Source organism: Pseudarthrobacter sp. NPDC058362 (assembly GCF_042723515.1).
Classification (GTDB): Bacteria; Actinomycetota; Actinomycetes; order Actinomycetales; family Micrococcaceae; genus Arthrobacter.
In genome coordinates this window covers 90,080-114,173 of sequence record NZ_JBHXIW010000006.1, presented here as the reverse complement: position 1 = coordinate 114,173, position 24,094 = coordinate 90,080, and the positions used below count along the sequence as shown (strand labels likewise).

23 protein-coding genes are annotated in these 24,094 nt (G+C 66.4%); 11 read left to right on the top strand and 12 right to left on the bottom strand.

Annotated elements, in window-relative coordinates; genetic code table 11:
• Nucleotides 1-103 precede the first annotated feature (103 nt).
• The 5 genes from ACFWIX_RS12825 to ACFWIX_RS12805 all read left to right on the top strand — a co-directional run bounded on the left by ACFWIX_RS12825 (nt 104) and on the right by ACFWIX_RS12805 (nt 5,705).
• On the top strand, nt 104-1,552 hold the full coding sequence (locus tag ACFWIX_RS12825; protein ID WP_377216508.1) for an extracellular solute-binding protein: 1,449 nt from the start codon (nt 104-106) through the stop codon (nt 1,550-1,552).
• Between the two features lie 140 nt (nt 1,553-1,692).
• Nucleotides 1,693-3,000 carry an extracellular solute-binding protein gene (locus tag ACFWIX_RS12820; RefSeq protein WP_377216507.1) on the top strand — a complete coding sequence of 436 codons (1,308 nt, stop codon included), beginning with the start codon at nt 1,693-1,695 and terminating at the stop codon, nt 2,998-3,000.
• Between the two features lie 2 nt (nt 3,001-3,002).
• Complete coding sequence (locus ACFWIX_RS12815) at nt 3,003-4,061, top strand: carbohydrate ABC transporter permease (RefSeq protein ID WP_377216506.1); 1,059 nt, start codon at nt 3,003-3,005, stop codon at nt 4,059-4,061.
• The gene (locus ACFWIX_RS12810; protein ID WP_377216505.1) at nt 4,058-4,891 is read left to right on the top strand and encodes a carbohydrate ABC transporter permease; all 834 of its coding nucleotides are present in this window, start codon (nt 4,058-4,060) and stop codon (nt 4,889-4,891) included. Before ACFWIX_RS12815 ends, ACFWIX_RS12810 begins: the two co-directional genes overlap by 4 nt.
• A 4-nt stretch (nt 4,892-4,895) precedes the next feature.
• Nucleotides 4,896-5,705, top strand: coding sequence for a carbon-nitrogen hydrolase family protein (locus tag ACFWIX_RS12805; RefSeq protein WP_377216504.1), 810 nt, complete (start codon nt 4,896-4,898; stop codon nt 5,703-5,705).
• A 69-nt stretch (nt 5,706-5,774) separates the two neighbouring features.
• Here ACFWIX_RS12805 and panC read toward each other — a convergent pair whose 3' ends face one another.
• From panC to ftsH, 10 genes are read right to left on the bottom strand one after another with little or no spacing between them, the layout of a single operon-like run.
• A complete protein-coding gene (gene panC / locus ACFWIX_RS12800; RefSeq protein ID WP_377216503.1) occupies nt 5,775-6,680 on the bottom strand; it encodes a pantoate--beta-alanine ligase in 906 nt (301 codons plus the stop codon).
• Nucleotides 6,680-7,573 (bottom strand): Rossmann-like and DUF2520 domain-containing protein, encoded by an 894-nt coding sequence (locus tag ACFWIX_RS12795; RefSeq protein ID WP_377216502.1) that lies wholly within the window; start codon nt 7,571-7,573, stop codon nt 6,680-6,682. Before ACFWIX_RS12795 ends, panC begins: the two co-directional genes overlap by 1 nt.
• Nucleotides 7,566-9,068 carry a PH domain-containing protein gene (locus ACFWIX_RS12790; protein WP_377216501.1) on the bottom strand — a complete coding sequence of 501 codons (1,503 nt, stop codon included), beginning with the start codon at nt 9,066-9,068 and terminating at the stop codon, nt 7,566-7,568. Before ACFWIX_RS12790 ends, ACFWIX_RS12795 begins: the two co-directional genes overlap by 8 nt.
• Nucleotides 9,065-9,577, bottom strand: coding sequence for a PH domain-containing protein (locus ACFWIX_RS12785; RefSeq protein ID WP_377216500.1), 513 nt, complete (start codon nt 9,575-9,577; stop codon nt 9,065-9,067). The genes ACFWIX_RS12790 and ACFWIX_RS12785 overlap by 4 nt, the downstream gene beginning before the upstream one ends.
• Nucleotides 9,558-10,106 (bottom strand): DUF3180 domain-containing protein, encoded by a 549-nt coding sequence (locus ACFWIX_RS12780; RefSeq protein ID WP_377216499.1) that lies wholly within the window; start codon nt 10,104-10,106, stop codon nt 9,558-9,560. The genes ACFWIX_RS12785 and ACFWIX_RS12780 overlap by 20 nt, the downstream gene beginning before the upstream one ends.
• A complete protein-coding gene (folK, locus tag ACFWIX_RS12775; protein WP_377216498.1) occupies nt 10,103-10,648 on the bottom strand; it encodes a 2-amino-4-hydroxy-6-hydroxymethyldihydropteridine diphosphokinase in 546 nt (181 codons plus the stop codon). The genes ACFWIX_RS12780 and folK overlap by 4 nt, the downstream gene beginning before the upstream one ends.
• A complete protein-coding gene (folB, locus tag ACFWIX_RS12770) occupies nt 10,645-11,022 on the bottom strand; it encodes a dihydroneopterin aldolase (RefSeq protein ID WP_377216497.1) in 378 nt (125 codons plus the stop codon). Before folB ends, folK begins: the two co-directional genes overlap by 4 nt.
• Nucleotides 11,023-11,032: 10 nt before the next feature.
• Entirely contained in the window at nt 11,033-11,953 is a 921-nt protein-coding gene (gene folP / locus ACFWIX_RS12765) for a dihydropteroate synthase (RefSeq protein WP_377216496.1), read from the bottom strand.
• A gap of 10 nt (nt 11,954-11,963) precedes the next feature.
• Nucleotides 11,964-12,608, bottom strand: a complete 645-nt coding sequence (gene folE / locus ACFWIX_RS12760) for a GTP cyclohydrolase I FolE (RefSeq protein WP_377216495.1) — start codon at nt 12,606-12,608, stop codon at nt 11,964-11,966.
• Between the two features lie 9 nt (nt 12,609-12,617).
• The gene (gene ftsH / locus ACFWIX_RS12755) at nt 12,618-14,681 is read right to left on the bottom strand and encodes an ATP-dependent zinc metalloprotease FtsH (protein WP_377216494.1); all 2,064 of its coding nucleotides are present in this window, start codon (nt 14,679-14,681) and stop codon (nt 12,618-12,620) included.
• Between the two features lie 348 nt (nt 14,682-15,029).
• Between ftsH and ACFWIX_RS12750 the strand changes: the two genes are divergently transcribed.
• From ACFWIX_RS12750 to ACFWIX_RS12725, 6 genes are all read left to right on the top strand, one after another.
• Nucleotides 15,030-16,307, top strand: a complete 1,278-nt coding sequence (locus tag ACFWIX_RS12750) for an ABC transporter substrate-binding protein (protein ID WP_377216493.1) — start codon at nt 15,030-15,032, stop codon at nt 16,305-16,307.
• A 67-nt stretch (nt 16,308-16,374) separates the two neighbouring features.
• Complete coding sequence (locus tag ACFWIX_RS12745) at nt 16,375-17,262, top strand: carbohydrate ABC transporter permease (RefSeq protein ID WP_377216492.1); 888 nt, start codon at nt 16,375-16,377, stop codon at nt 17,260-17,262.
• Entirely contained in the window at nt 17,262-18,212 is a 951-nt protein-coding gene (locus tag ACFWIX_RS12740) for a carbohydrate ABC transporter permease (protein WP_377216491.1), read from the top strand. The genes ACFWIX_RS12745 and ACFWIX_RS12740 overlap by 1 nt, the downstream gene beginning before the upstream one ends.
• 70 nt (nt 18,213-18,282) lie before the next feature.
• Entirely contained in the window at nt 18,283-19,335 is a 1,053-nt protein-coding gene (locus ACFWIX_RS12735; RefSeq protein WP_377216490.1) for a LacI family DNA-binding transcriptional regulator, read from the top strand.
• Between the two features lie 55 nt (nt 19,336-19,390).
• Nucleotides 19,391-20,971 carry a glycoside hydrolase family 32 protein gene (locus ACFWIX_RS12730; RefSeq protein ID WP_377216489.1) on the top strand — a complete coding sequence of 527 codons (1,581 nt, stop codon included), beginning with the start codon at nt 19,391-19,393 and terminating at the stop codon, nt 20,969-20,971.
• A 22-nt stretch (nt 20,972-20,993) separates the two neighbouring features.
• Complete coding sequence (locus ACFWIX_RS12725) at nt 20,994-22,334, top strand: NosD domain-containing protein (protein ID WP_377216488.1); 1,341 nt, start codon at nt 20,994-20,996, stop codon at nt 22,332-22,334.
• 64 nt (nt 22,335-22,398) lie between these two features.
• Here ACFWIX_RS12725 and hpt read toward each other — a convergent pair whose 3' ends face one another.
• Together hpt and tilS are read right to left on the bottom strand one after the other, a co-directional pair.
• Nucleotides 22,399-22,950, bottom strand: a complete 552-nt coding sequence (gene hpt, locus ACFWIX_RS12720) for a hypoxanthine phosphoribosyltransferase (protein ID WP_377216487.1) — start codon at nt 22,948-22,950, stop codon at nt 22,399-22,401.
• A gap of 32 nt (nt 22,951-22,982) precedes the next feature.
• Nucleotides 22,983-24,032, bottom strand: coding sequence for a tRNA lysidine(34) synthetase TilS (tilS, locus tag ACFWIX_RS12715; RefSeq protein WP_377216609.1), 1,050 nt, complete (start codon nt 24,030-24,032; stop codon nt 22,983-22,985).
• Nucleotides 24,033-24,094 lie beyond the last annotated feature (62 nt).

Here is a 24,094-nt window from a genome sequence, read left to right as displayed (position 1 = left end):
TTGGCGCCAATAGACGCCCGACCAGCCCAGGTCGATGTAAAGATGTTTAGGCGGAGGGTGCCTGCTGGCGCCGTCGAAATCATTGCGAGTAAGGAAGTTCCACATGGCCGCCGAACGGCCTGCCGTCGATCCGAGTCGACCCATTCCTGTCTACGAACAGTTGAAGGCCCACCTGATTCAGCTGATCCTGAGCGGACGCTACGGAGCCGATGGGCAGCTGCCCACCGAGTCGGAGTTGTGCGCCACCTATGGGCTGAGCCGGACCCCGGTGCATCGCGCCCTCGCCGCACTCGCGGCGGAAGGAGTGGTGGTCCGGCATCGACGGCGGGGCACATTTGTGGCGCCCGAATGGCTCGAAAAGCATGCCGGCGTCCGCGAACTGACTGCTGTGGTGCCTGAGGGGCCCTGGGCCAAGCTGATCCGCGCCGAGACCCCCACCGACGTCGCACTCTCGCTGACCGTGGTGCCGCTGGGCGACCTCCACGACCACCTGACCGAGGCCGTGGCGAGCGGCGAGGCTCCGGACATCGCCCTGGTCGACTCCGTATGGGTCCCCGAATTCGCTACCGCCGGCTATTTCCGAAGGATCGATGACATCGATTCCGGCTGGGCCCGGGACCAGTACCGAAAGCTTTTTGCCCAGGTGTTCGTCGCCTCCCAGGCTGTGGACGGCGCCTCCGTGGCGGTCCAGCTCGAAGCCGACGTGGCCGGCCTGTGGTTCGACCGGGAAACCCTGGCCGCTGCCGGAATCGCCCCGCCCGACACCTGGGCCGAACTCGCAGCCGCGTGCAACCTGCTCGCCGGCAAGGACGCCGCGCCGCCCCTGGTCCTGCCTGGCGGACCGGCGGCCGGCGAGGCCGCAACGTATTGCCTCCTGGCCCTCCTTGCGTCTAATGGGGCGCGCATCATTGGGCCGGCCGGCGTCCTTCCGGACCGGGACCGGCTGGTGCAGACACTGGAGTATCTCCAGGAACTGGTGGCCCAGGGCGCCATCGCGAAGGAGTCCGTCGACTTTGCCCGTGAGCGCCCCGTCCAACTCCTAGCCCGGGGCCAGGCCGCCTTTGCCCTGGCAGGCAGCTACGAGTTGCCTGCCCTTGCCGGAGCGGCTGGCCTGGACCAGGAAAGCGCATGGCGCCGGTTCGGGTTTATCCCGATGCCCGCCGGCCCCTCGGACAGCCGGGCCAACCTGGCCGGCGGCATGGCCCTGGGGATCTTCCGGCAAGGCAAGCGGCCGGACCTCGCCCTTCACGTGATCCGGGCTCTCCTTTCCGCGGACGCGCAGGCCCGCATGGCGCGCTCTACGGGACAGATACCCACGCGGACGTCGGTAGTTCCGCTGGTGTCCGATGACGAGTCGCTGCTGGGAAAGTCGGCAGCGATGCTCGATGGAGCCGTGGTCCGCCCGGCCGTGCCGTCCTACGACCGCGTTTCGCAGCAGCTGCAGAAGCTGCTCGCAGACATCATCCTGGACCGGATCAGCCCCGCAGCGGCGAGCGAGTACACCGCCGAACTGATCTCGGCGATCACTGGCCTGCCCGTAGCGGCCAAGTAGCCCTCCCCCAACCCCGGCGAAACCCCCAAAATTTCCATCATCCTCATCCGATCTTCCGTTGGGCCTTGACATCAGCACGTGAGCGACCTCATATTTGTCACTACGGAATGACAAATACCACTGCTTCAACGGAGATACAGATGATCAACTTACGAGTGCGCCGCGCAGCTGTTGCCGCCTTTGCAACGCTCGCCCTTGGCTTTGGCGCCACTGGGTGCGGCACGGGATCCGAGTCCACCAAGACCGATGGCCCGCCCACGGGCGAAATCCGCGTCCTGTCCAACTGGAGCGGGCCCGAGGCGGAGGCCTTCGGAGCCATGGTGGAGGGCTTCGAGGCAAAGTACCCCGACGTCTCCGTGAAGGTGGACAGCGTACCGTTCGACCAGACACAGTCGGTCCTGACCCAGCAGTTCGCCGCAGGCAGCCCACCGGATGCCGCCGTGGCGCTGCCCGGCATGGTGCGCCAGCTTTCCAAGCAGGGCCTCCTCATGGAGGTGAACAGCCTGTGGGATGAATGGATCAAGAACGGCGAATACAACGATTCCCTGCGCGCAATTGCGGCTGGAGCCGAGGACAAGACCGAGGCGGTCTACGTCAAGGGCAACGTCAACGGCCTGATCTGGCATACCACCGCGAAGGCGAAGTCACTGGGTCTGACCGCCCCGCCGGCAACCTGGTCGGAACTGACCGCCACGCTGGACAAGTACAAGGCCACCGGGCAGGCTCCCTTCAGCGTCGGCGCCAAGGATGTCTGGGTTCCCACCCAGTGGATGGACCCCATCCTCCTGAACGTGGCGGGCGAGGAGAAGTTCAACCAGCTGGCACGCGGTGAAATCGGCTGGGACGACGCGGACATCGCCAAGGGCGTCAAGGTGCTTGCGGACATGATCCGCAACTACTGGCCCAAGAACGCCCTGGATACGGGCTTCTCCGACGAGACCTGCGGCTGGGTGACCGGAAAGAACGCGTTCGCCAACAACGGCGCATTCGTCAACGGAATCGTCCCCTCCTGCGACTCGAAGCTCAAGCCGGGTACCGATTACAGCTTCTTCACCCTGCCCGCCTTCGAGGGAACCGAAAAGCCGGCGCAGGCTGTCAGTGGCGACCTCTTTGTCGGAGCCAAGAAGTCCAAGAACCCCGTGGCAACCATGGCATTCCTGGAGTACCTGGGATCCGTTGACGCCCAGACCATCTGGGCAAAGAAGGGCGGCTACATCGCCCCCAACATGAAGGTTCCGGCCAGCGTCTACCCCACGCCCAACGACAAGGCCGCGGCTGAGCTCTGGCCGAAGGATGCTGCCGGTCGGGCCGGCTACGACCTGGACGACTGGATCGGCGGCGAGCTGCAGAGCAAGTACCGCAACGCCCTTGTTGAACTGGTGCGCTCCCAGGATGCAGATGCCTTCATCGAAACCATGAAGACAGCCGACACCCGCTCGAACGGATAATTGTGACTGTCATCCCCAAAGAAGACACGACGAGCGTGCAAAAGGGGGCCGGGGTCTTCCGCAAGAAGGCCCCGGCCGGCCGCCGGCCGGGAAAGCCGGGCCGTTCCGCGCTCACGCCTTACCTCTTTATCGGTCCCATCCTGCTCGTTTTCCTTGGCTTCTACCTGTGGCCCGCGTTCAGCACAGTGACCTCCAGCCTTTTCACCTGGGGCATGCTCAACCCGTGGCAGATCAATGCCCCGGCCGACTGGGAATACGTTGGCCTGGAAAACTACTCTTCGACCCTCACCAGTGCTGATTTCTGGAATGCGGCCCTGAACAGCGCCATCTGGCTGGTCGTTTTCCCTACGCTCGTCCTGGCGGTGTCATTTCCCCTCGCCCTCCTGGTATGGAATGCCCGGCGGGGTTCGGGAATATTCCGGAGCATCTTCATCCTGCCGATGACCATCTCCCTTTCGGCCGCCGGCATCATCTGGTCCTTCATTTACAATCCCGATCCCAACAAGGGAGTACTGAACGCCTTCCTGGCCCTTTTCGGCCTTGAGGACGCTTCCTTCACATGGGGCCCGCTTGAACTTCACGCTGGCCAGTGGCTTTCCAACCCCGGCGTCCTGCACTTGGGCTCGATGGACCTGCGCCTTGCCAACCTGTTTGTGATCATTCCGGCCGTCTGGGCTTTCGCAGGCTTCGGCGTCATCACCTTCACGGCGGGCCTGACCTCGGTACCGAGTGAACTGCTTGACGCGGCCCGCGTGGACGGGGCCAAGCAGTCCCAGCTGATCCGCCACGTGGTGATCCCCAGCCTCCGTCCTTCCATCGTGGTGGTGGCAGTGGTCAGCGTGATCTTCGCGCTGCGGACATTCGACATCGTCCTGGTCACCACCGCCGGCGGTCCGGCAAAGGACACAGAAGTGCTTGCCATGCTGCTGTGGCGCCAGGTGTTCCAGTACCTGGACACCCCCCAGGGCGGGCTCGCTGCGGCCATTGCCGTACTCATGTCGGTCTTCATGATTGCCATCTCGCTCCCCTACATCCGCGCAACCCTGAAGGAACAGCAATGAGGCAAAGTAAATGGGCTGTGTTTGCCCTTTACGGCATCCTGACCGTTGCCAGCATCCTGTGGCTGGTGCCCGTGGCCACCGCTGCCATGATTTCCATCCTTCCGCTCGACCAGAGCGGTGCCGGCTGGTGGCGCGCCGACTTCTCCACGGCCACGCTGGAGAACTACGGACGGGCCTGGCGGGAAGGGCTGTCGACCTACACCTTCAACAGCTTCATCATCTCGGTCAGTTCAGTGGCCCTGACGGTAGTTCTGGGAACGTCGGCGGCCTACGCCTTCGCCCGGATGAAGTTCCGCTTCAAGGGCCTCCTGTACTTCCTGCTGATCACCACCATGATCGTTCCGGTACAGATCATCCTGATCCCGCTGGTGCCGTGGTTCCGGACCCTCAACCTGAATGAGGGACCGGCGCAGTTCTTGGGCATCGCCCTGGTGCATACCGCCTTCGGCGCCGGCTGGGCACTGTTCATGCTCATCGGGTTCTTCTCCCAGATCCCCGAAGAGGTGCTCGAATCGGCACGGATCGACGGCGCCAGCGAATTCGACGCATTCAGGCGGATCGCCCTCCCCCTGGCTGTCCCCGGCATCGTGTCATTCATCATCATCGACTTCGTGTTTGTCTGGAACGACCTCCTGATGGGCCTGACGCTGCTTGACAGTGACCACCGGCCGCTGACCGTTGGCCTGGCAAACCTCCAGGCGCCCCAGCTGAACCAGGATGACCTGATTTCCTCAGGCTCCATCCTCGCCATCATCCCCCCGCTGCTGCTTTTTGCACTGCTCAACCGCTATTACGTCCGCGGGCTCTACGCCGGCGCAGTGAAAGGTTAGACCCATGAACCCACCATCCGGCCAGAGCGTCCGGGCGGCTGTCATCCAGCTGGAACTGCCCAACGGCGACCTGGAGGGCAACCGCGCCGCATACCGCGATGCCTTGCTTGGCCTGGGCGACGCCGACCTGGTGGTCACCCCGGAACTGTTCATCTCCGGCTACGACCTCAAGATGATCGATGAGATTGGTGCGCAGCTCAGTGAGCCGCTTGACGGTCCCACTGTCGAGATGACCAAGGAAATCGCGGCTGAGAAGGACTTCACCGTCGTCGTCGGCCTGCTGGAGAGGGGTGAGGACGGCAACCTCTACGACACGGCTGTGACGGTGACGCCCGCGGGCGACGCCGTGCCCTACCGCAAGAGCCACCTGTTCCCCACGGAGTTCGACCGGTTCAAGCCCGGCAACGAACTGTTCGTGGTGCCCACCCCGGCCGGCCTCCTCGGGCCGCAGATCTGCTTTGAGCATGCCTTCCCGGCAATCGCCACCACCCTCGCCATGGAGGGGGCCCAGATCATCGTCATCCCTTCGGCGGTGGGCGACGGTTACGATCACCTGCTGACCCTGCGCTCCAGGGCGCGGGCGCAGGACAACCAGATCTTCGTGGTCGCTGCCAACCTCAACGGAAACGGCTTCTGCGGCCACTCCCTGATCACCGACCCGCGGGGCCATGTCCTCGCTTCGGCGGGCCACGGCGACGCCATCCTTCGGGCCGATCTGGACTTGAGCCTCACCGGGTTGGAGCGCCAGCAGGAACGTTCGCTGTCGCTTGCCCGGCCTGAGCTGTACAAGTCGAAGCAGGAAACCGGGCGCTAAGCACGCGAAGCCGGAGCACGGATCAGGGCGCCTTCCCCTTGGGACGGCGCCCTCTTCCATGCTCAGCCGCTATGAACTCAGCGGCACGTTGTCGATCAGCCGCACCGGGCCCACCCTGGCCGCGATCAGCGCCAGCGCCTCGCCGCGGAACGGGGTGTCCCGGCAGTTTTCGGCCAGCGGCTCCAGCGTCACCGGATCCACCACGTCGAAGTAGTCCAGCTCCACCAGCGGCTGGGACTCCACCATGGCCACGGCGGAATCCAGGTCCAGCGGCTCCCGCGCTGCTGCGCGTGACTCAAGCAGCCGCAGCGCCCGGGAAAGGACCAGCGCGGCGTCGCGCTCGGCGTCGGACAGGAAGCGGTTGCGGCTGGACAGGGCCAATCCCTCGGAAGACCGGACCGTGGGAACACCCACGATCTCCACCGGGAAGCTCAGGTCGGCTGCCATCCGGCGCACCAGCGCCAGCTGCTGGGCATCCTTCTGCCCGAAGTATGCCCGGTACGCAGGCTGCCCGGATCCGTCAGGCAGCCCGGCCGCGGGAAGCCCATAGTGCAGCAGCTTGGCCACCACGGTGAGCGCCCCGTCGAAGTGCCCGGGCCGGGAGGCGCCTTCCCACTTTTCCCCCAGCCTGCCGGAGGTGACCCGGACCAGGGGTTCACCGCCCGGGTACACCTCCTCCACCGCGGGCGCGAACACCAGGTCCACGCCCTGCGCCTCCAGCAGTTCCAGGTCCGCCTCGAGCGTGCGCGGGTACCGGCCCAGGTCCACGGCGTCGCCGAACTGCAGCGGGTTCACGAAGATGGTGGCCACCACCACGTCATTCTGTTCGACGGCGGTGCGCGCCAGGGCGGCATGGCCCTCGTGGAGTGCGCCCATGGTGGGCACCAGCCCCTGGGAGGTTCCCTGCCGGGAGCCCAGGAGCGCGGTACCCTGGGCGCGGAGGTCAGCCACGGTGGTGGCGAGGCGGATGGGCATCAATCGTCCTTACCGTCAAGGGCCTCGTTCAGGCCGTTCATCTGGTCCTTCTTCAGCAGGCCGCGCCCCTCGGCGCGGCGGGCCGTGGCGCGCGCCATCGCAAGGTACGCCTCGAGGATGTCACCTTGCCCGCCGGCGTCGTACTCCCGCAAAGCCGCCGCATGCGCGGCTACGGTTCCCACGTCTCCGCGCGCCACCGGGCCGGTCAGCGCGGACTCCCCCGAGGCGAGCGCGTTCTCCAGCGTGGCCCGCAACAGCGGCCCCAGCATCCGCTCGGGCTGCTCGACGCCCACCTCCCGCAGCAGCTGCGATGCCTGCGCCACCAGGGTGACCAGGTGGTTCGAACCATGTGCCAGGGCTGCGTGGTAAAGGGTGCGGTCCGCTTCGGCGATGGCGACGGGTTCGGCGCCCATCTCCACCACCAGCGCCTGGGCGATGGGCAGCATGGCGGCGTCCGCGGTGACACCGAAGGTGCAGTCAAGCAGCCGCGTCAGGTCCAGGCTCATTCCCGTAAAGGTCATGGCGGGATGCAGGGCCAGCGGCACCGCCCCGGCCGCCCGCACCGGGTGCAGCACGCCCACGCCGAAGCGTCCTGACGTGTGCGCAACCAGTTGGCCGGGCTGCCAGGCGCCGAGCTTGGCGAGCCCGTCCACCAGCTCGGGCAGGGCGTCGTCGGGGACGGCCAGGAGCACCAGCTCCGCGCGTTCCACGATGTCCCGCACGTCCAGGACGGGGACTCCCGGGAGCAGCGCTTCCGCCCGTTCGCGGCTCGCCTCGGACACTGCGGAAACCCCGACGACGGCGTGTTCCGCCGCGCGCAGGGCGGCACCGAGGACGGCGCCCACCTTCCCAGCACCAACGATTCCGACGCCGAGGCGTCCCGGTTTAGCCATGTTGCGGGCCTTCCTGCAAAGGGTTCAAAGGGGATTCGGGCGGTGTCACCTGCGCCAGCCACTGCTCCGTGGTTTGGCGCTTCCGCGCCAGCCGGGCCCGGGCAGACTGCTGGTCAAACAGGGCCCGCGCCTGCTCCACGCCGGCCTGCACCAGCCGGGGCGAAACCGGCCCCGCGGTGGTGTGCAGCACCAGGTCCGCCACGCGGAACCGGCGCGCAAGCGGGCCCTGCTGCAGCGCGATCGACTGCGTGCGCTGGTGCGGGACCACCACCAGCTCCCGCCACCAGCGCCCCGAACGGATCAGCAGCGCCGTGTCCGTGGCCGTGAAGCCGTTCCGCCGCCAACCGAACGGCGCCAGGAACCTGGCCCGCCGCGGCGTGGTGACGAAACCGCCGTCGGAATCGAGCCCCGCCAGTCCGGCCCCGAAAACCTCCACCGCCCGCGGCGTTCCGGGATCCGGCAGCACCAGGGCGAGCATGGCCAGGACGTGGTCCAACTGCCCGACCGGCAGCAGCGTGGTCCGGGAGGAACCCTCACCGGCGTTGTCTGCCGCGCCATAGCCGGCCACGTTCACCTGCATCCGATACCAGCCCAGGGCCCGCCACAGCGGCGACTGCACAATCCTCAGTGCCTGGATCCGTCCCGGCGGCAGCGTCTGCGCCTGGGTGTCCAGCAGTCCGTAGCGCAGCCTGATCCCGTCCGGCGAAACTGCCGCCGTGAAGTTGTAGCCCTTGTTGAACAAGCGCCAATAGCTGGCCCCCAGCCCGAGTGCGGCGGGGATGAGGTAGAGGTAGAAACCCTGGTTTTCCGTCAGCGCGGACAGCATCACGGACGCCACGGCGCCCAGGAACACCAGTGCGCTCTGCTCGCTTAGCAGCAGCGAACCTGCAAGGCGCGACGGCGGCACGGCCAGCACCGGGTGCTCGGGCGCCTCGGGCGCGGGGCCGGCTTCGCTGTGGCCGCTGGGATGCGCCCCGGACGCGCGGGCCAGAATGGTGGCCCGGAGCTGCCGGGCCTCGGCAATCTTCAGGTAGGACAGCCGCACCGCTGATTCGCCGGCGTCGGCCACCTCGAACTTGAGTTCGGCCAGGCCGAAGATCCGGGCGAGCAGGGGCTGTTCGATATCGATCGCCTGGACCCGGTCCAGCCTGGCCTGGCGCTGCTGCCGGAAAATGAAACCGGTGTTCACCCGGACAAAGCCTCCGGACACCTGGTACCGGGTGAAGTACCAGGTGAGGATGAAGCCGAGCACCGCGAGAAGCAGGACCGTACCGCCGCCGGCCAGCAGCCACGGCGCCCGGCCTTCGAAACCGTCCTCGAACACGGGGCCGCCCTGCAGTGCGCGCTCCACGAAGTCCCGTCCGAAGAAGAAACCGATCGCGGCCAGCGCCAGCCAGCCCCGGATAAAAGGCGACGCGGGATGGACGCGCAGCCACTCGCCGTCGGACGCACTGGTAGTGGCTCCACTGTGGGCCGCACCGCTGCCAGCGGTCACAGCCCTGCCAGCCTGGCCTCGCCGCGGGCGGCGAGCTGCTCCCGCAGGCGTGCTCCTTCCGCGGCAGGAAGGCCAGGAATCTGCGCGTTGGTGCCGGGCGCGGCCGTGTGGAGCTTCAGCGTGCACAGGCCGAGCCCGCTTTCCACGGGACCTACCGCGATGTCCACGTACTGCATCCGGCCGTATGGCACGGCCAGGGTGCGCTGGAAGAAGATGCCGGAACGGACCAGCAGGTCGTCGTCGCGTTCCGCGTAGCCGATGGCCCGGACCTGGCGCGGGATCAGCAGCAGCTTCCAGACCGCTGTCGCGAGAAACACAGCCGGCACCGCGGCCACGAGCCACAGCGGCGGCCAGTCCCACCAGCCCAGCAGCACGAACAGCAGTGGCAGGGACAGCAGCAGCACCAGGGCGAGGTTGCCTAACGCCCACTGCAGGACGCGGACCGTGACGTACTTCGGCGAGACCCGCTGCCAGGTGATGCCCGGCGGATCAATCGCCTCCGTAGGCATAGCCGCCCTCCCCGGTGGTCTCGCCCCGCACATGCCGTTTCGGCTTGCCCTCGAGCCCGGTGGCGTCGCCGTCCTCGGGAGGAATCCTGCAGATCCGCTCCACCACCAGGCCGACGCCGATCATCACCAGGCCGCCGGCAGCCATGGCAAGCGCCAGCCACATGATGCCCTGGTTGGTGTTCAGGCTCCAGATCCGCACCTGGTCCAGGAAGATTCCCACGTGCCAGCCCAGGAGCACAGCGCCCGCGTAGGCGCAGGCCTGTGCCAGGACCAGGGTGCGGGCCGCCAGGAGCGGGTCCAGCACCGTTTTTTTGGTCTTGCTCTCCGGCTTGTTGGCGTTGCGCCACCGCAGGATTTTCAGCCCGAGGACCAGGGTGATCACCACGATCACGGCCATGGTGGCCAGCGCGGTGGCTGGCAGGACAGGCGTGGCGAGCCCGTAGCGGCTGGTCAGAACCGTGGCGGACCACCCGGCCACGGCGACGATGATCCCGATCAGGATGAGGCGCAGCGGGTTGATCGGTTTCATCGTTCCTCCACCGCTCCCGCCGTGGGGACGCCGTCGAAGTCGCCAAACCCGTCAAAGGGCGCCAGGTCGCCGAAGTCCGGGGCCTGTGCGGCAAGGACGCTGATGCGTTCCCCGTTCAGGGTGGCTGCCGGCTCGATCAGCGACCAGGGATACAGCACGAACGCCCGCCCGGCTGCCCGCGGATGGGGCAGGGTCAGGACGGGATCGTCGCTGGTGATGTCGCCGTAGGTGACGATGTCCACATCCAGCGTCCGCGGACCCCAGTGCACCTCCCGCACGCGGTGATGTTTGTTTTCCACTGCCTGGCAGTGGGCCAGCAGCTCGAGGGGGGTCAGGCTGGTCTCCACCGTGACCACCATGTTCAGGAAGTCGGGCTGGCCGGGAGGGCCGCCCACCGCTTTGGTCTGCACCACTGGGGACACCGCGAGCAGGCGGACTTCCGGCGGGTCCACGAGGTCCGCGACGGCCCCGGTGAGGGTGTCGTTGCGCTCACCGAGATTGCTGCCCAGGGCCAGGACCGCCTTCACGTACCCCGTGGTCATGGCGCTTCCCCCTGGGCAGGCTGTTCCCGGTGCACGGACACGGAGACGTCGCCGAACGGAACCTCGATGGGCGCCTGCGGCTTGTGCACGGTGACGTCCACCGCCTGCAGCCGGAATTCCGCCAGCAGGCTTTCGGCGATCTTCGCGGCCAGGCCTTCGATCAGGTTCAGCGGCTCGCCCGTGATCCAGTCAGTAATACGCTGCGCCACCTCGCCGTAATGCGCGGTGTCGCGGACATCGTCGGACTCCGCAGCCTTCGCGAAGTCCAGGTACAGCACTGCGTCCACAACAAAAGGCTGGCCCTCGCGGCGTTCAAAATCAAACACCCCGTGATGCCCGACGGCGGTCACACCGGTCAGCGTAATCCTGTCCATGGGCGCGTGCTTAGACGGCGGCGCGCGGCGGGGACATGCGGCCGGCGACCTTGACAGCGTCAAGGCTGGGCCCGACGTTGTGCACCCGCACGGCCCAGGCGCCGCGCGCGGCGGAAATGGCGGTGATGGCTGCCGTGGCGCCATCGCGTTCCTCCGGAGCAGCGGCCTTGCCCGAAACGGTCAGGAGGGTGCCGAGGAAGCGCTTCCGGGAGGCTGCCACCAGGACCCGATGTCCCATGGCGGCCAGCTGGTCCAGGTTCTGCAGGAGTTCCCAGTTCTGGTCGTCGTTCTTCGCGAAACCCAGGCCGGGGTCAACGATGAGCTGGTCGGGGGTGACGCCTGCCGCGTACAGCTTGTCGCGGACGCCGGAGAGTTCAGCGACCACCTCGCCGGCAACATCGGTGTACTCGGCCAGCGAGTTCATGGTGCGGGCGTCGCCGCGCCGGTGGGTGAGGATGTACGGGACCTTCTTCGCGGCCACGAGCTCAACCATTTCCGGTTCGATGGTCAGGCCCGAGACGTCGTTGATGATGGCGGCGCCGGCTTCGAGGGCGGCGGCCGCGGTGGAGGCGTGCGTGGTGTCGATGCTGACGAGGGCGCCGGCCTTGACCAAGGCCTCGATGAGCGGGATGACGCGGCGCTGTTCCTCTTCGGGGTTGACGTCCTCGGCGCCCGGCCGGGTGGATTCCCCGCCGACGTCGATGATGTCCGCGCCCGCGTAGAACATCCGCAGCCCCGCCGCTATGGCGGTGTCCGCGGTGGCGTGCTTGCCGCCGTCGCTGAAGGAGTCAGGGGTGACATTCAGGATCCCCATGACCAGGGTGCGGTCCGTGGGCAGGTCTTCGAAGCGCGCTGCCGGGCGCGGTTTGCGCAGGATGGGCAGCGGCGAGGTTGCGGGCCCCGTGCCGGGGGCTGCAGCGAGTGAATCCATGGTCAGATGGTTACCTTCCGAGAATGAGGCTCATGGCTTCGGCGCGGGTGGCCGGGTCATGAAGCTGCCCGCGGACCGCACTGGTGACGGTCTTGGCTCCGGGCTTGCGGATGCCGCGCATTGACATGCACATGTGTTCGCATTCAACAACGACGATGGCGCCCCGCGGCTGCAGGTGGCGGACCATCGCCTCGACGATTTCAGTGGTGAGGCGCTCCTGCACCTGGGGACGGCGGGCGTAGATGTCCACCAGCCGGGCCAGCTTGCTCAGTCCGGTGACCTTGCCGTCATGCGAGGGAATGTAGCCCACGTGCGCCACCCCGTGGAACGGCACCAAGTGGTGCTCACACGTGGAATAGAACGGGATGTCCTTGACCAGGACCAGTTCCTCGTGGTCCAGGTCGAACGTGGTTCCCAGGACATCTGCCGGATCCAGGTGCAGGCCGGCAAAGACCTCCGCATACGCCTTGGCCACCCGTTTCGGGGTGTCAACCAGGCCGCCGCGGTCAGGGTCCTCGCCAATGGCCAGGAGGATCTCGCGGACGGCGGCCTCAATTCGGGGGCGGTCCACTTTGTGGTGCTTTGCGGGGTGGGATTCGCCCGGCGCCGGGTAGCCGGCGGAGGAGGGAACGTCGTCGTCGTCGAAGTGGGTCACAGGAAAAGCTTAGCCGTGATGGGTGTCGGGCCCCGAGTCGGGGATGCCGCCATCGAATGGCGCGTCCTCCGGAACACCCTGCGCGTGCGGCGGCTGGGCGTCCAGCGGCTCGTCCAGGCGGGCCTTCTTTGCCTCCTCCTGGGCCTCCCGCTCCGCCCTTTCCTGGCGGGACTCCACGGGGCCCGCCATCTGGACCGGGCGGCTCTCCTTGGACAGCCACACCTCGCGGAAGTCGCGCTTTCGGATGTCCCTGAAGATGTCGGCGATCTCGGCCTGGTTCAGCGTTTCGCGTTCCAGCAGTTCCAGGGCCAGCCGGTCCAGGACGTCCCGGTTCTCGGTGAGAATGGCATAGGCCTCGTCATGGGCCTGGTCGATGAGGCGGCGGACTTCCTCATCCACTACGTAGGCGATCTGGTCCGAGTAGTTGCGCTCGTGGCCGGCGTCGCGGCCCAGGAACGGTTCGCCGCCGCCCTGGCCCAGCCGGACAGCGCCCACGCGTTCGCTCATGCCGTATTCGGTGACCATCTTCCGCGCGGTGCCGGTGGCCTTTTCGATGTCATTGGACGCGCCGGTGGAGGGGTCGTGGAACACGATCTCCTCGGCCACTCGGCCCCCCATGGCGTAGGCCATCTGGTCAAGCAATTCGTTGCGGGTCACGGAGTACTTGTCGTTGTCCGGGACCACCATGGTGTAGCCCAGGGCGCGGCCACGGGGAAGGATGGTGATCTTGGTGACCGGGGCGGAGTTCCGCAGTGCGGCTGCGACGAGGGCGTGCCCGCCTTCGTGGTACGCGGTGATCTTGCGTTCGTGCTCCTTCATGACGCGGCTGCGTTTCTGCGGGCCGGCCATGACGCGGTCAATGGCTTCATCCAGCGCGCGGTCGTCGATCAGGTTGGCGTTGGAGCGGGCGGTCAGCAGCGCGGCCTCGTTCAGGACGTTGGCCAGGTCGGCACCGGTGTAGCCGGGGGTCTTCTTCGCCACGGCCTTGAGGTCCACTCCGGGCGCCATCGGCTTGCCCTTGGCGTGCACCTGCAGGATCTGGTTGCGGCCAATCAGGTCCGGGGCTTCCACGCCGATCTGCCGGTCGAAGCGGCCGGGACGCAGCAGCGCGGGGTCCAGCACGTCGGGGCGGTTGGTGGCGGCGATGAGGATGACGTTGGTTTTGACGTCGAAGCCGTCCATCTCCACCAGGAGCTGGTTCAGGGTCTGTTCGCGTTCGTCGTTGCCGCCGCCGATGCCGGCGCCGCGGTGCCGGCCGACGGCGTCGATTTCGTCCACGAAGATGATGGCCGGTGAGTTGGCCTTGGCCTGCTCAAACAGGTCCCGGACGCGGGAGGCACCCACACCGACGAACATCTCCACGAAGTCCGAACCGGAAATGGAGAAGAACGGAACGCCCGCTTCACCGGCCACGGCCCGGGCCAGCAGGGTCTTGCCGGTGCCCGGAGGGCCGTAGAGCAGCACGCCCTTGGGGATTTTGGCGCCGAGAGCCTGGAACTTGGCCGGTTCCTGCAGGAACTCCTTGATCTCCTGGAGTTCCTCCACGGCCTCGTCCGAACCCGCCACATCCGCGAACGTCACCTGCGGCATGTCCTTGCTGACCATCTTGGCCTTGGACTTGCCGAACTGCATGATCTTGGAGCCGCCGCCCTGCATGCGGGTCATCAGGAACCAGAAGAGGGCGCCGAGCAGGAGTACGGGGATCAGGAGCGAAAGCAGTCCGGAGAACCAGTTGTTCTCGATGGGCTGGTCGGTGAAGCCCTGTTCAGGCTTGGCGTCGCTGACGGCATCCACCACGGCTTCGGCGCGGGCATCCACAAAGAAGAACTGCACGTTCTTGCCTTTGTCCTGGCCGTCCACCTCCAGGTTCTCCTTCAGGACCAGGTCGACGCGGTTTTCACCGTCGAAGATCTTTGCCTGCTCGACATCGTTGCCGGCAAGCAGCTCCAGGCCCTTGTCCGTATCGATCCGTGCGGCACCGCCGGGAGCCAGCGTTGCAAAAGCCACCAGGAGCAGGCCGACCACAACGACGATCCAGATGCCCGGGCCCTTGAAGAAGTTCTTAGCTTTCATCTGTTCGGGGGCTGGCCCCGTCCCTTCCGGTAGTGCTGCACGGCGAGTACTCTGCGCGCGTGATGGTGCTGCGTCAGCTTCTAGCTATACACCGTCCGCAGTAGATCACGCATGGTTCCGGGCAAAAGTTCCCTGTCGGCGTAGCGGCGGGCAGAGGTGTCCGCCCTCCGCCGCAGGTGGGAGGCGGGTCACCGTCATCCCCACAGTCACGGCGTGAATCTTGGGAGGCATCCCTTGACACGCTTTCAAAGCGGTTCTAAGTTTATGCCAAGTCGTTTTGGCAAAACGATTTGTCAGCAGCTGAAGCATTCTCACCATTTCCGTTCAAGAGAAAGTGAGTCGACAGCGATGTCCACTCGTAAATACATCAGCAGGCTCGCCGTCGGCGGCATCTGCACCGCCGTCGCACTGACGGCTTCGGCATGCGGCGCAGGAGGCCCCGCCGCATCGTCCCAAAGCTCCGGAACCAGCACCGTCAACGTCCTCGTCGAGGCTGGCGGCCACGCCGAACTGACCGGCGTAGCCGAGCAGTGCAAGAAGGACGCCGGCGTAGACGTCAACTTCGTCGAACTTCCCTACGACGGCATGTTCAACCGGCTCTCCAGCGAATTCTCCTCCGGCAACGTCTCCTTCGACGTCGCCGCCTTGGACTCCGTGTGGCTGCCCAGCTTCAAGGACGCCCTCCAGCCCATCGACGAAATCTTCACCGAGGAGGCGAAGAAGGACATCTTCCCGGCCCTGGTCAAGGAAGCCAATGTAGACGGGCACTTCATCGGTCTGCCTGCCTGGACCAACGCTGAAATCATCCTGTACCGCAAGGACCTGTTCGAGGACGAAAAGAACAAGGCCGGCTTCCAGGCCAAGTACGGCTACGAACTGGCTGCCCCCACCACCTGGAAGCAGTACCAGGACATCTCCGAGTTCTTCACCAGGGACGGCATGTACGGCACCGACGTCAAGGGCGGTGTGGAAACCGAATGGCTGGCCCACGTCCTGCAGGCTGGTTCGCCCATGGTCCTTGACGGCGACAAGGTGGTGATCGACAACGCCGCCCACAAGGAAGCCCTGGACTTCTACGTTGGACTGGCCAAGTACGCACCCGCCGGCGCAGCGCAGGTGGACTGGGCCGCGGCACAGAACCTGTTCAACCAGGGCCAGACGGCCATGACCCGCTTCTGGGCCCACGCCTACCGGCAGATCCCCAAGGACTCCCCGGTGGCGGGCAAGGTGGGCGCAGCCCCCATGATCGCCGGATCCGCCGGCATCGGAGGCGTCCCGGGCCCCTGGTACCTCACCGTCCCCAAGGCCACCAAGAACACGGACGCGGCCAAGAAGTTCGTGCAGTGTGCCTACGACCACAACAGCCTGGGCGTCGAGTCCAGCCTGGGCCTGGCCTCCCGTATCTCCGCCTTCGAGAAGTACCAGGACAAGGAAGGGTACGAAAGCTTCAAGCCGCTGATCGACACCCTCAACGGTGAAGCCACGGCCACCCGTCCGGCCACCGAGAAGTGGCAGCAGATCGTGGACACCGTCCTGGTGCCCATGCTGCAGAAGGCCGTTGCCGGCGGTGACTCCGCCGCCCTCCTCGCCGACGCCAAGAAGCAGATCGAGGACCTCCTCAAGTAAGACCCCCGCGGCCGGCACTTGCACACACCGGTGCCGGCCGCGGCCCCAACCAGCGGAAGAGAAAACCGTGCGCATCTCCGACCGCCGCTTCGCATTGTTCCTGATGACACCAGCGGCGCTGTTCCTGGCAATATTCGTGGCCTTCCCACTGTTCCGCCTGGTGGCGGACAGCTTCTACAAGATCTCCCCGATCGCCGGCGGCCCCCGCGACTTCGTGGGCCTGGACAACTACTTCCGCGCCTTCGCGTCCGAGGCCTTCACGGGAGCGGGCTGGCGGACCCTGGCCTACACCCTGGTGGTGGTCACCCTCGAGTTCGCCCTTGGCCTGGGCATGGCCCTGCTGTTCACCATGCTGGGCCGCAGCTCCCAGATCTGGCGGACGGTGTTCATGTACCCGCTCATGATCGCCCCGATCGTGGCAGGGCTGCTGTGGAAGTTCCTGATGATCGACAACTTCGGCCTCATCGGAACCCTCCTGCACCAGGCGGGCATCCTGGACAACCCCAACCAGATCGGCTGGCTGTCCGACCCCGGCATCGTGCTCTACTCAGTGGCCATTCCGGACATCTGGCTGACCACCTCGTTCATGTGCCTGGTGCTCTTCGCCGGACTGCAGAACATCCCTGGCGACCTCATCGAGGCGGCGCGGCTGGACGGCGCCCGCGCGCCGGCCCTGCTGTTCCGCATCATCCTGCCCCTGCTGCGGCCGGTGATCGCCGTCGCGCTGGTGGTCCGCGGCATCGACGCGGCCAGGGCCTTCGACACCATCCTCATCCAGACCAACGGCGGCCCGCAATCGGCGTCGGAAACCATGAGCCTGCTGATCTACCGCACCATGATCCGCTTCGGCGATCCGGGCCTGGCCAGCGCCATGGGCACCATCTACCTGCTGGCGATGCTCGCCGTCGCATTCTTCGCGGTGGCCACCATCTGGCGGCCAGGAAAGGACACCTGATGCGCCTCGCTGAACGAGCCAAGCACGACGCCGGGACCCCGGCCGGGGCGGCCGCGGCACCTTCCGCACGTCCCGTCGTCGTCCCGCCCCGCAAGCGCCGCAGCACCAACCGGGAAGGCCTGGAAGCGGGCCGGCGCAGCACCAGGACCCTGCTGTGGATCCTCCTCGCGGCAGCCATGGTTCTCTACGGATTCCCGTTCCTGTACCTGCTGTTCACGTCCTTCAAGACCCCGATCGACACCATCGCCGTGCCGCCCACCATCCTTCCAAGGGAATGGACGCTGGAGAACTACGCCAACGCCCTGGGCCGCAGCGGCGTGCCGGCGTCGTTCATCAACAGCATCCAGACGGCAATCATCAGCACCGTGCTCTCCCTGGTCCTGGCGGTTCCCGCCGCCTACGGCATCACCCGGTACAAGACGCTGAGCGGCCGGATCTTCATCATGGCTGCCCTGGTGACGCGCATGGTCCCACCGGTGGCAATCGGTATTCCGCTGGCCTCCATGATGGGGTCCGTGGGCTTGGCCGATACCCCCATCGCGCTGTCCATCGCCCACACCACCATTTCCCTGCCGCTCTCCATCTGGCTGATGTCCAGCTTCTTCGAAGCCGTTCCGCAGGACCTGGAGGAGGCGGCGACCGTGGACGGGTGCAGCAGGCTCGGAGCGCTGTGGCGGGTGGTCATCCCGGTGGTCTCCGGCGGCATCGCCGTCACGGCGATCTTCGCCTTCCTGGCCTCCTGGAACGAGTTCCTCTTCGCCCTCCTGATGACCGCCATCCGCTCCCAGACAACGCCCGTGGTGATCGCGAACTTCCAGACCCAGTTCGGCCTGGACTGGGGATCCATGACGGCGCTGGCCGCTGTCTACTCCATCCCGGTAATTGTGCTGACGCTGCTCCTGCAGCGCAGGATCGTGGCAGGAATGACGCTCGGCGCCGTCAAAGGTTAGGCCGGCAGCAAACGAGTAGCCTACTGGTAACCCCAGTGGGCATCACAAACCATAAGGACGTGGGACACAGATGAGCAACAGGAACATCGGCATCAAGGACGTGGCCATCGCCGCGGGGGTCTCGGTGACAACTGTCTCCCACGTCCTCAACGAGGTTTCCTACGCCCGGATCAGCCCCGAAACCAGGGACAAGGTGAGGTCCGCAGCGGAGGAACTGGGCTACGGCCCGAACCGACTTGCCCAGGCCCTGCGGACACAGCGGACCGGCATGCTGGGCCTGGTGAGCGAGGACATCGCCACGACGCCCCACGCCGGCCGCATCATCCTGGGTGCCGACGAGGCCGCCAAAGCCCGCGGGTACGGCCTCATGATCATCAACACCTCCGGCTCGGCCAGCCTCGAATCAAGGCAGACCGACGTCGAAGCCCTCCTGGAGCGCCGCGTGGACGGCATCCTCTACGCCACCATGTACCACCGCAACGTGGACCTGCCCGCCAACCTTGGCACCGTACCCTCCGTGCTGGTGGACTCCGTGGCCACCGGCGGAGACATCACTGCGGTGATTCCGGACGAGGAAGGCGGTGCGCGGGCAGCAGTGCAGGCCCTCCTGGCGGCGGGGCACGAGCGGATCGGTTTCCTGAACAACACCGACGACGTCCCCGCCACGCGCCAGCGTCTCCGGGCCTTCCGGGCCACGTTGGATGAGGCAGGGCTCGACGGCGATGGGGCGCCGGTGGAGTCCGATGTCTCGGAAGTGCACGGTGGCTACGAGGCGGCCAAGCGGATGTTGACCAGGGACGACCGTGCCGACGTGCCGACGGCACTGTTCTGCTATAACGATCGCATGGCCATGGGAGCCTACCGCGCCGCCGCCGAGCTGGGCCTAGCCATCCCTGACGATCTTTCCGTCGTCGGCTTTGATGACCAGGAGCTGATCGCGGCCAATCTCCACCCGGGGCTCACCACCGTGGCCCTGCCCCACTACGAAATGGGTGCATGGGCCACCGAGCACCTGATAGACGCCGTGGAGGGGAAAACCGACCTTTCCCTGATGGCCGTTCACCCGACCATCCTGGGCTGTCCCCTGGTTAGCCGCGATTCCGTTGCGGCTCCCCGGCGCTAAGAGCAACCCCCTTCCACCCACCCCTCCCACTTCCACTTCCAAGAGGACCGCAACGATGACCACCTTCCTTGATGCTGCACGCCTCGAACCAGGCCCGGCAGAAACGGCCAGGTTCCGGCCGGCCGTTCACTTCACGGCAAGGGACACCTGGTTGAACGACCCCAATGGACTGGTTTTTCATGACGGGCTGTACCACCTTTTCTTCCAGACCAACCCGTACGGCAACGTGTGGGGCAATATGTCCTGGGGCCACGCCACCTCCCGGGACCTGCTGCACTGGACGGAACATCCCGTTGCCATCGCCTGCGACGAAACGGAGGACATCTTCTCCGGAAGCGTCGTGGTGGACCACGGCAACACCTCAGGATTCGGCACCGCGGACGCCCCGCCCCTCGTGGCCATCTACACCAGCGCCTACAAAGCCACAGCCGAATACAGCGGCACCCAGGCCCAGTCCCTGGCCTACAGCATCGATGGAGGGATGACATGGCACAAGTACGGCGGGAACCCTGTCCTCAGCCGAAACTCTCCGCATTTCCGGGATCCCAAGGTGTTCCGCTATCAGGGAGAGGACGGCGCCTGGTGGATCATGGCCGCCGTCGAGGCCCAGCACCAAAGAGTGGTTTTCTACCGTTCCAGGGACCTGAAATCCTGGGAGTTTCTCAGCGGCTTCGGCCCGGCCAATGCAGACCAGGGTGAATGGGAGTGCCCTGACCTCTTTCCCCTGGCAGTGGACGGTGACCCGGACAACCTCAAGTGGGTGCTGATCGTCAACGTCAACCCGGGCGCGGTGGCGGGAGGTTCCGGCGGCCAGTACTTCGTGGGGCAGTTCGACGGCGTGCGGTTCATTCCGGACCCCGGTTCACTGGCTGCGCCGGATGGAGTCAGCGCCTTGGATTCCATCAAGGCCGCCGCAGCCCTGCAGCAATGCCTGTGGCTGGACTGGGGACGCGACTGCTACGCCTCCGTTTCCTTCACCAACGTTCCCGATGGGCGGCGCATCATCATCGGCTGGATGAACAACTGGGACTACGCCAACCAGCTGCCCACCTCCCCTTGGCGGTCCTCAATGACCCTCGCCCGCGAAGTTCGCCTCACCGCAGCCCACGGCCCGGCCCGCCTGGTCCAGCAGCCGGTTCTGGCCGGGCATTCTGCAAACGAAGAACAGCCCGCTTTCAAAGCGCTGATGCATGTGGACAGCTTTGACCTGCAGGACTCCTCCTTCCAGCTGCCGGATGCGGAACCCCGCAACGCCCAGGTCATCGAGGCGGAGGTCCTTCCCGGAAATGCCAGGCGTATCGAGTTCCGGCTCTTCGCAGACACGGGCGGGAGCGAGGGCACCGTCCTCCGCTTCGACCCGGACAGCTCCCGGCTCGTCCTTGACCGCAGGCGCTCGGGAGACACCCGCTTCCATGGGAAGTTCGCGTCGGCAGAGTCAGCTCCGCTGGTACTCGAGGACGGCGTGCTCAAGCTGCAGATCGTCGTCGATCATTGCTCGGTCGAGGTCTTCGCCCAGGGCGGCTCGGTGGTACTGACCGACCTCGTCTTCCCGGGCGCGCAAGCACGGGAGAACTGGCTGTCCGCCGCGGGAGGCCATGCAACGATACTGAAGCTCACCGTCTCAGCACTGTCCTGAAAACCACTAAGCAAGGGAAGCCATGCAGAACAGCAACTGCTACGACGTCACCACATGGCCCGTGGGAAACCCGGCCAAGGACGTCGGTGAAGTCATCAACAGCATCATCGCCGACATCAAGGAACGGCAGACGGCCAGCGATCCGGACAACGGCGGCAAACCGGGCGCGGTGATCTACATTCCGCCCGGCGACTACCACCTCCGCACGCAGGTCCTCATCGACATCAGCTTCCTGCGCATCGAGGGTTCGGGACACGGCTTTACGTCATCGAGCATCCGGTTCAACGTTCCGGAAGAAGAATGGCCTGACCTCCATGAGCTGTGGCCGGGCGGGAGCCGGATCATCGTTGATATCCCGTCCGCGGGGGACGGCGCGGAGGCCCCGGGCGCCGCCTTCTACATCGAGCGGAGCGGTAGCCCGCGGATCAGCTCGGTGGAGTTCTCCAACTTCTGCATCGACGGACTGCACTTCGCCCCGGACGGTTCGGATATGCACCCGGAAAACACCTACGTCAACGGCAAGACCGGCATCTATGTGGCCAGCGCGAACGATTCATTCCGCATTACCGGCATGGGGTTCGTCTACCTGGAGAACGCCCTCACCATCTACCACGCGGACGCACTGTCCATCCATGGCAACTTCATCGCCGAATGCGGCAGCTGCATCGAACTGCGCGGCTGGGGGCAGGCATCCAAGATCAGCGACAACCTGGTGGGAGCCGGCTTCAAAGGACACTCGATCTACGCCGAGAACCATGGCGGGCTCCTGGTCACCGCGAACAACGTTTTCCCCCGCGGCGCGAGCAGCGTTCATCTGTCCGGTGTACGGCGTTCCAGCGTCACCAACAACCGCCTGCATTCGTTCTACCCCGGGATGGTGGTCCTCGCCGCGGACAGCTCGGAAAACCTCGTGGCCACCAACCATTTCCTGCGCGACCATGAGCCGTGGACACCCTTCCTGGGGGTGGATAACGGCTTGGACGACCTCTTCGGCCTGCTCCGTGTCAGCGGGAGCCACAACTCGGTAATCGGGAACCACTTCTCCGAGGTCATCGACTCCCAAAGCGTCCGTCCGGCAGGAACCACGCCGGTCATCGTCCGGCTGGCGGCTGGAACCGGCAACTTCGTCTCCAGCAACCACGTGGTGGCGGTGGACGTCCGCGCCAAGCCCAGCGACTCGTGCTACTCGGCCCAGGTGGATGCCCTGCTGGCGACCGAGGCCTCGAACAGCCTGGCCGTCACCGCGGTCATGGTCGATTCCGGCTCAGCCCAAAATACAATCCTTGATTCCGGAACCGAGGGGCAGGTCGCCGCAGACAGGGCTGCCAACGCCGTACGGGGCACACCCGTGCCCGGAGCCTAGGGACCGGGGCCGGTACGCCGGTACGCCGGCACCCGGCACCCGGCACCCGGCACCCGGGGGAGGTTTACTCGTAGACGTGCGGAGCCAGGGTGCCCACGAAGTCCAGGTTGCGGTACTTCTCGGCGTAGTCCAGGCCGTAGCCCACCACAAACTCGTTGGGGATGTCGTAGCCCACGTACTTGACGTCGATTTCCACCTTGGCGGCCGTGGGCTTGCGGAAGGCGGTGCAGATTTCCACGGATGCGGTGCCGCGGGATTCCAGGTTGGTTTTGAGCCAGGAGAGCGTGAGGCCGGAGTCGATGATGTCCTCGACGATCAGCACGTCCTTGCCCATCAGGTCCGTGTCCAGGTCCTTGAGGATGCGGACCACGCCCGAGGACTGGGTGCCCGAACCGTAGGAGGACACCGCCATCCAGTCCATCGATACGTGGCTGTGCAGGGCACGCGCCAGGTCGGCCATGACCATCACCGCACCCTTGAGCACGCCCACGATGAGCAGTTCGCGGCCTTCGTAGTCCTTGTCGATCTGGGCAGCGAGTTCTCCAATCCGCTGCTGGATCTGTTCCTTGGTGTAGAGAACGTGCTTGAGGTCTGCCTGGACGTCGTTAGAATCCACCAATGGCTCCTGTGTAGATGCGGGGTGTGCGACTATTTTCGGGGCGGTTTTTGAGGCCGGAATACTAGCTTCCCACAGCGTGCGCCCCCGCGGGGAACAGCGCCAGCCCCAGCCGACCCGTCCGGTGCCGGCGCGGCCTCCAGCTCGGCGAGCGACAACCGGTACACGCTGACCCCGCCCGGAAGCTCCACCGGACCTGCCGAACCCTGCCGCCGCAGCAGCGCCTCCGCCGCCAAAAGGCGCTGGTAGCCCGGCTGCTGCCCGCCGACGTCGGCCGCTGCCTTGGCGATGACCCGGAACCTGATGGCCGGCGCCAGAGCCCGCAGTTCATCCTCCGGGAGGCTCAATTCCCGGCCGTTCCGCGCCGCCAGCGACGCGAAGGTGGTTTCGGCCACATCATCCAGGTAGTCGGCGTCGAGCTGGAGGATGGACGCGGTCCTGGCCAGCGATTCGGCCACGCCGGGACCCAGCTTCTCCTCCAGGTGCGGGAGGACCTCCACGCGGGTCCGGGACCGGGCGAAGGCGGGGTCACGGTTGGTGGGATCGTGCCAGGGTTCGAGCTCTTCCACCGCGCAGATGTCCTCGGTGTCCGCCCGGCGCAAGCCCAGGAACGGGCGCAGCAGGCTGCCGCGCGCCGGCCTCATCCCGGCCAGCGAACGGGTGCCCGAGCCGCGCGCGAGGCCCAGGAGGACCTGCTCGGCCTGGTCATCCAGGGTGTGGCCGAGAAGAATGGCGGACGCGCCCTGCTCCTCCGCCGCCGCCTTGAGGGCAGCGTGGCGGGCGTCCCGCGCCGCCGCTTCGGGGCCAATCCCCGTGGCCGCAACGGTCACGGTCCGCACCTCCACGGGGGCCAGTCCCAGCTCTGTGAGCACCTGCGCGGTCCGGGCGGCAACCCGCGCCGAACCCTCCTGCAGCTGGTGGTCCACCACGACGGCACCCACGGTGACGGGGTGCCCGTCAACGTGCCCACGGCGGGCGAAGTAGCCTGCGACGGCGGCGAGCGCCAGCGAGTCCGGCCCGCCGCTGCAGGCAACTACTACGTGCGCCGGATAGCCCGCCTGCGCCAAGGCGTCCTGGACCATTTTGCGCGCGGCGCCGACGACCGGCGCCAACCGGCCGGGCCGCCGTCGTCCGCTTTGTTTGG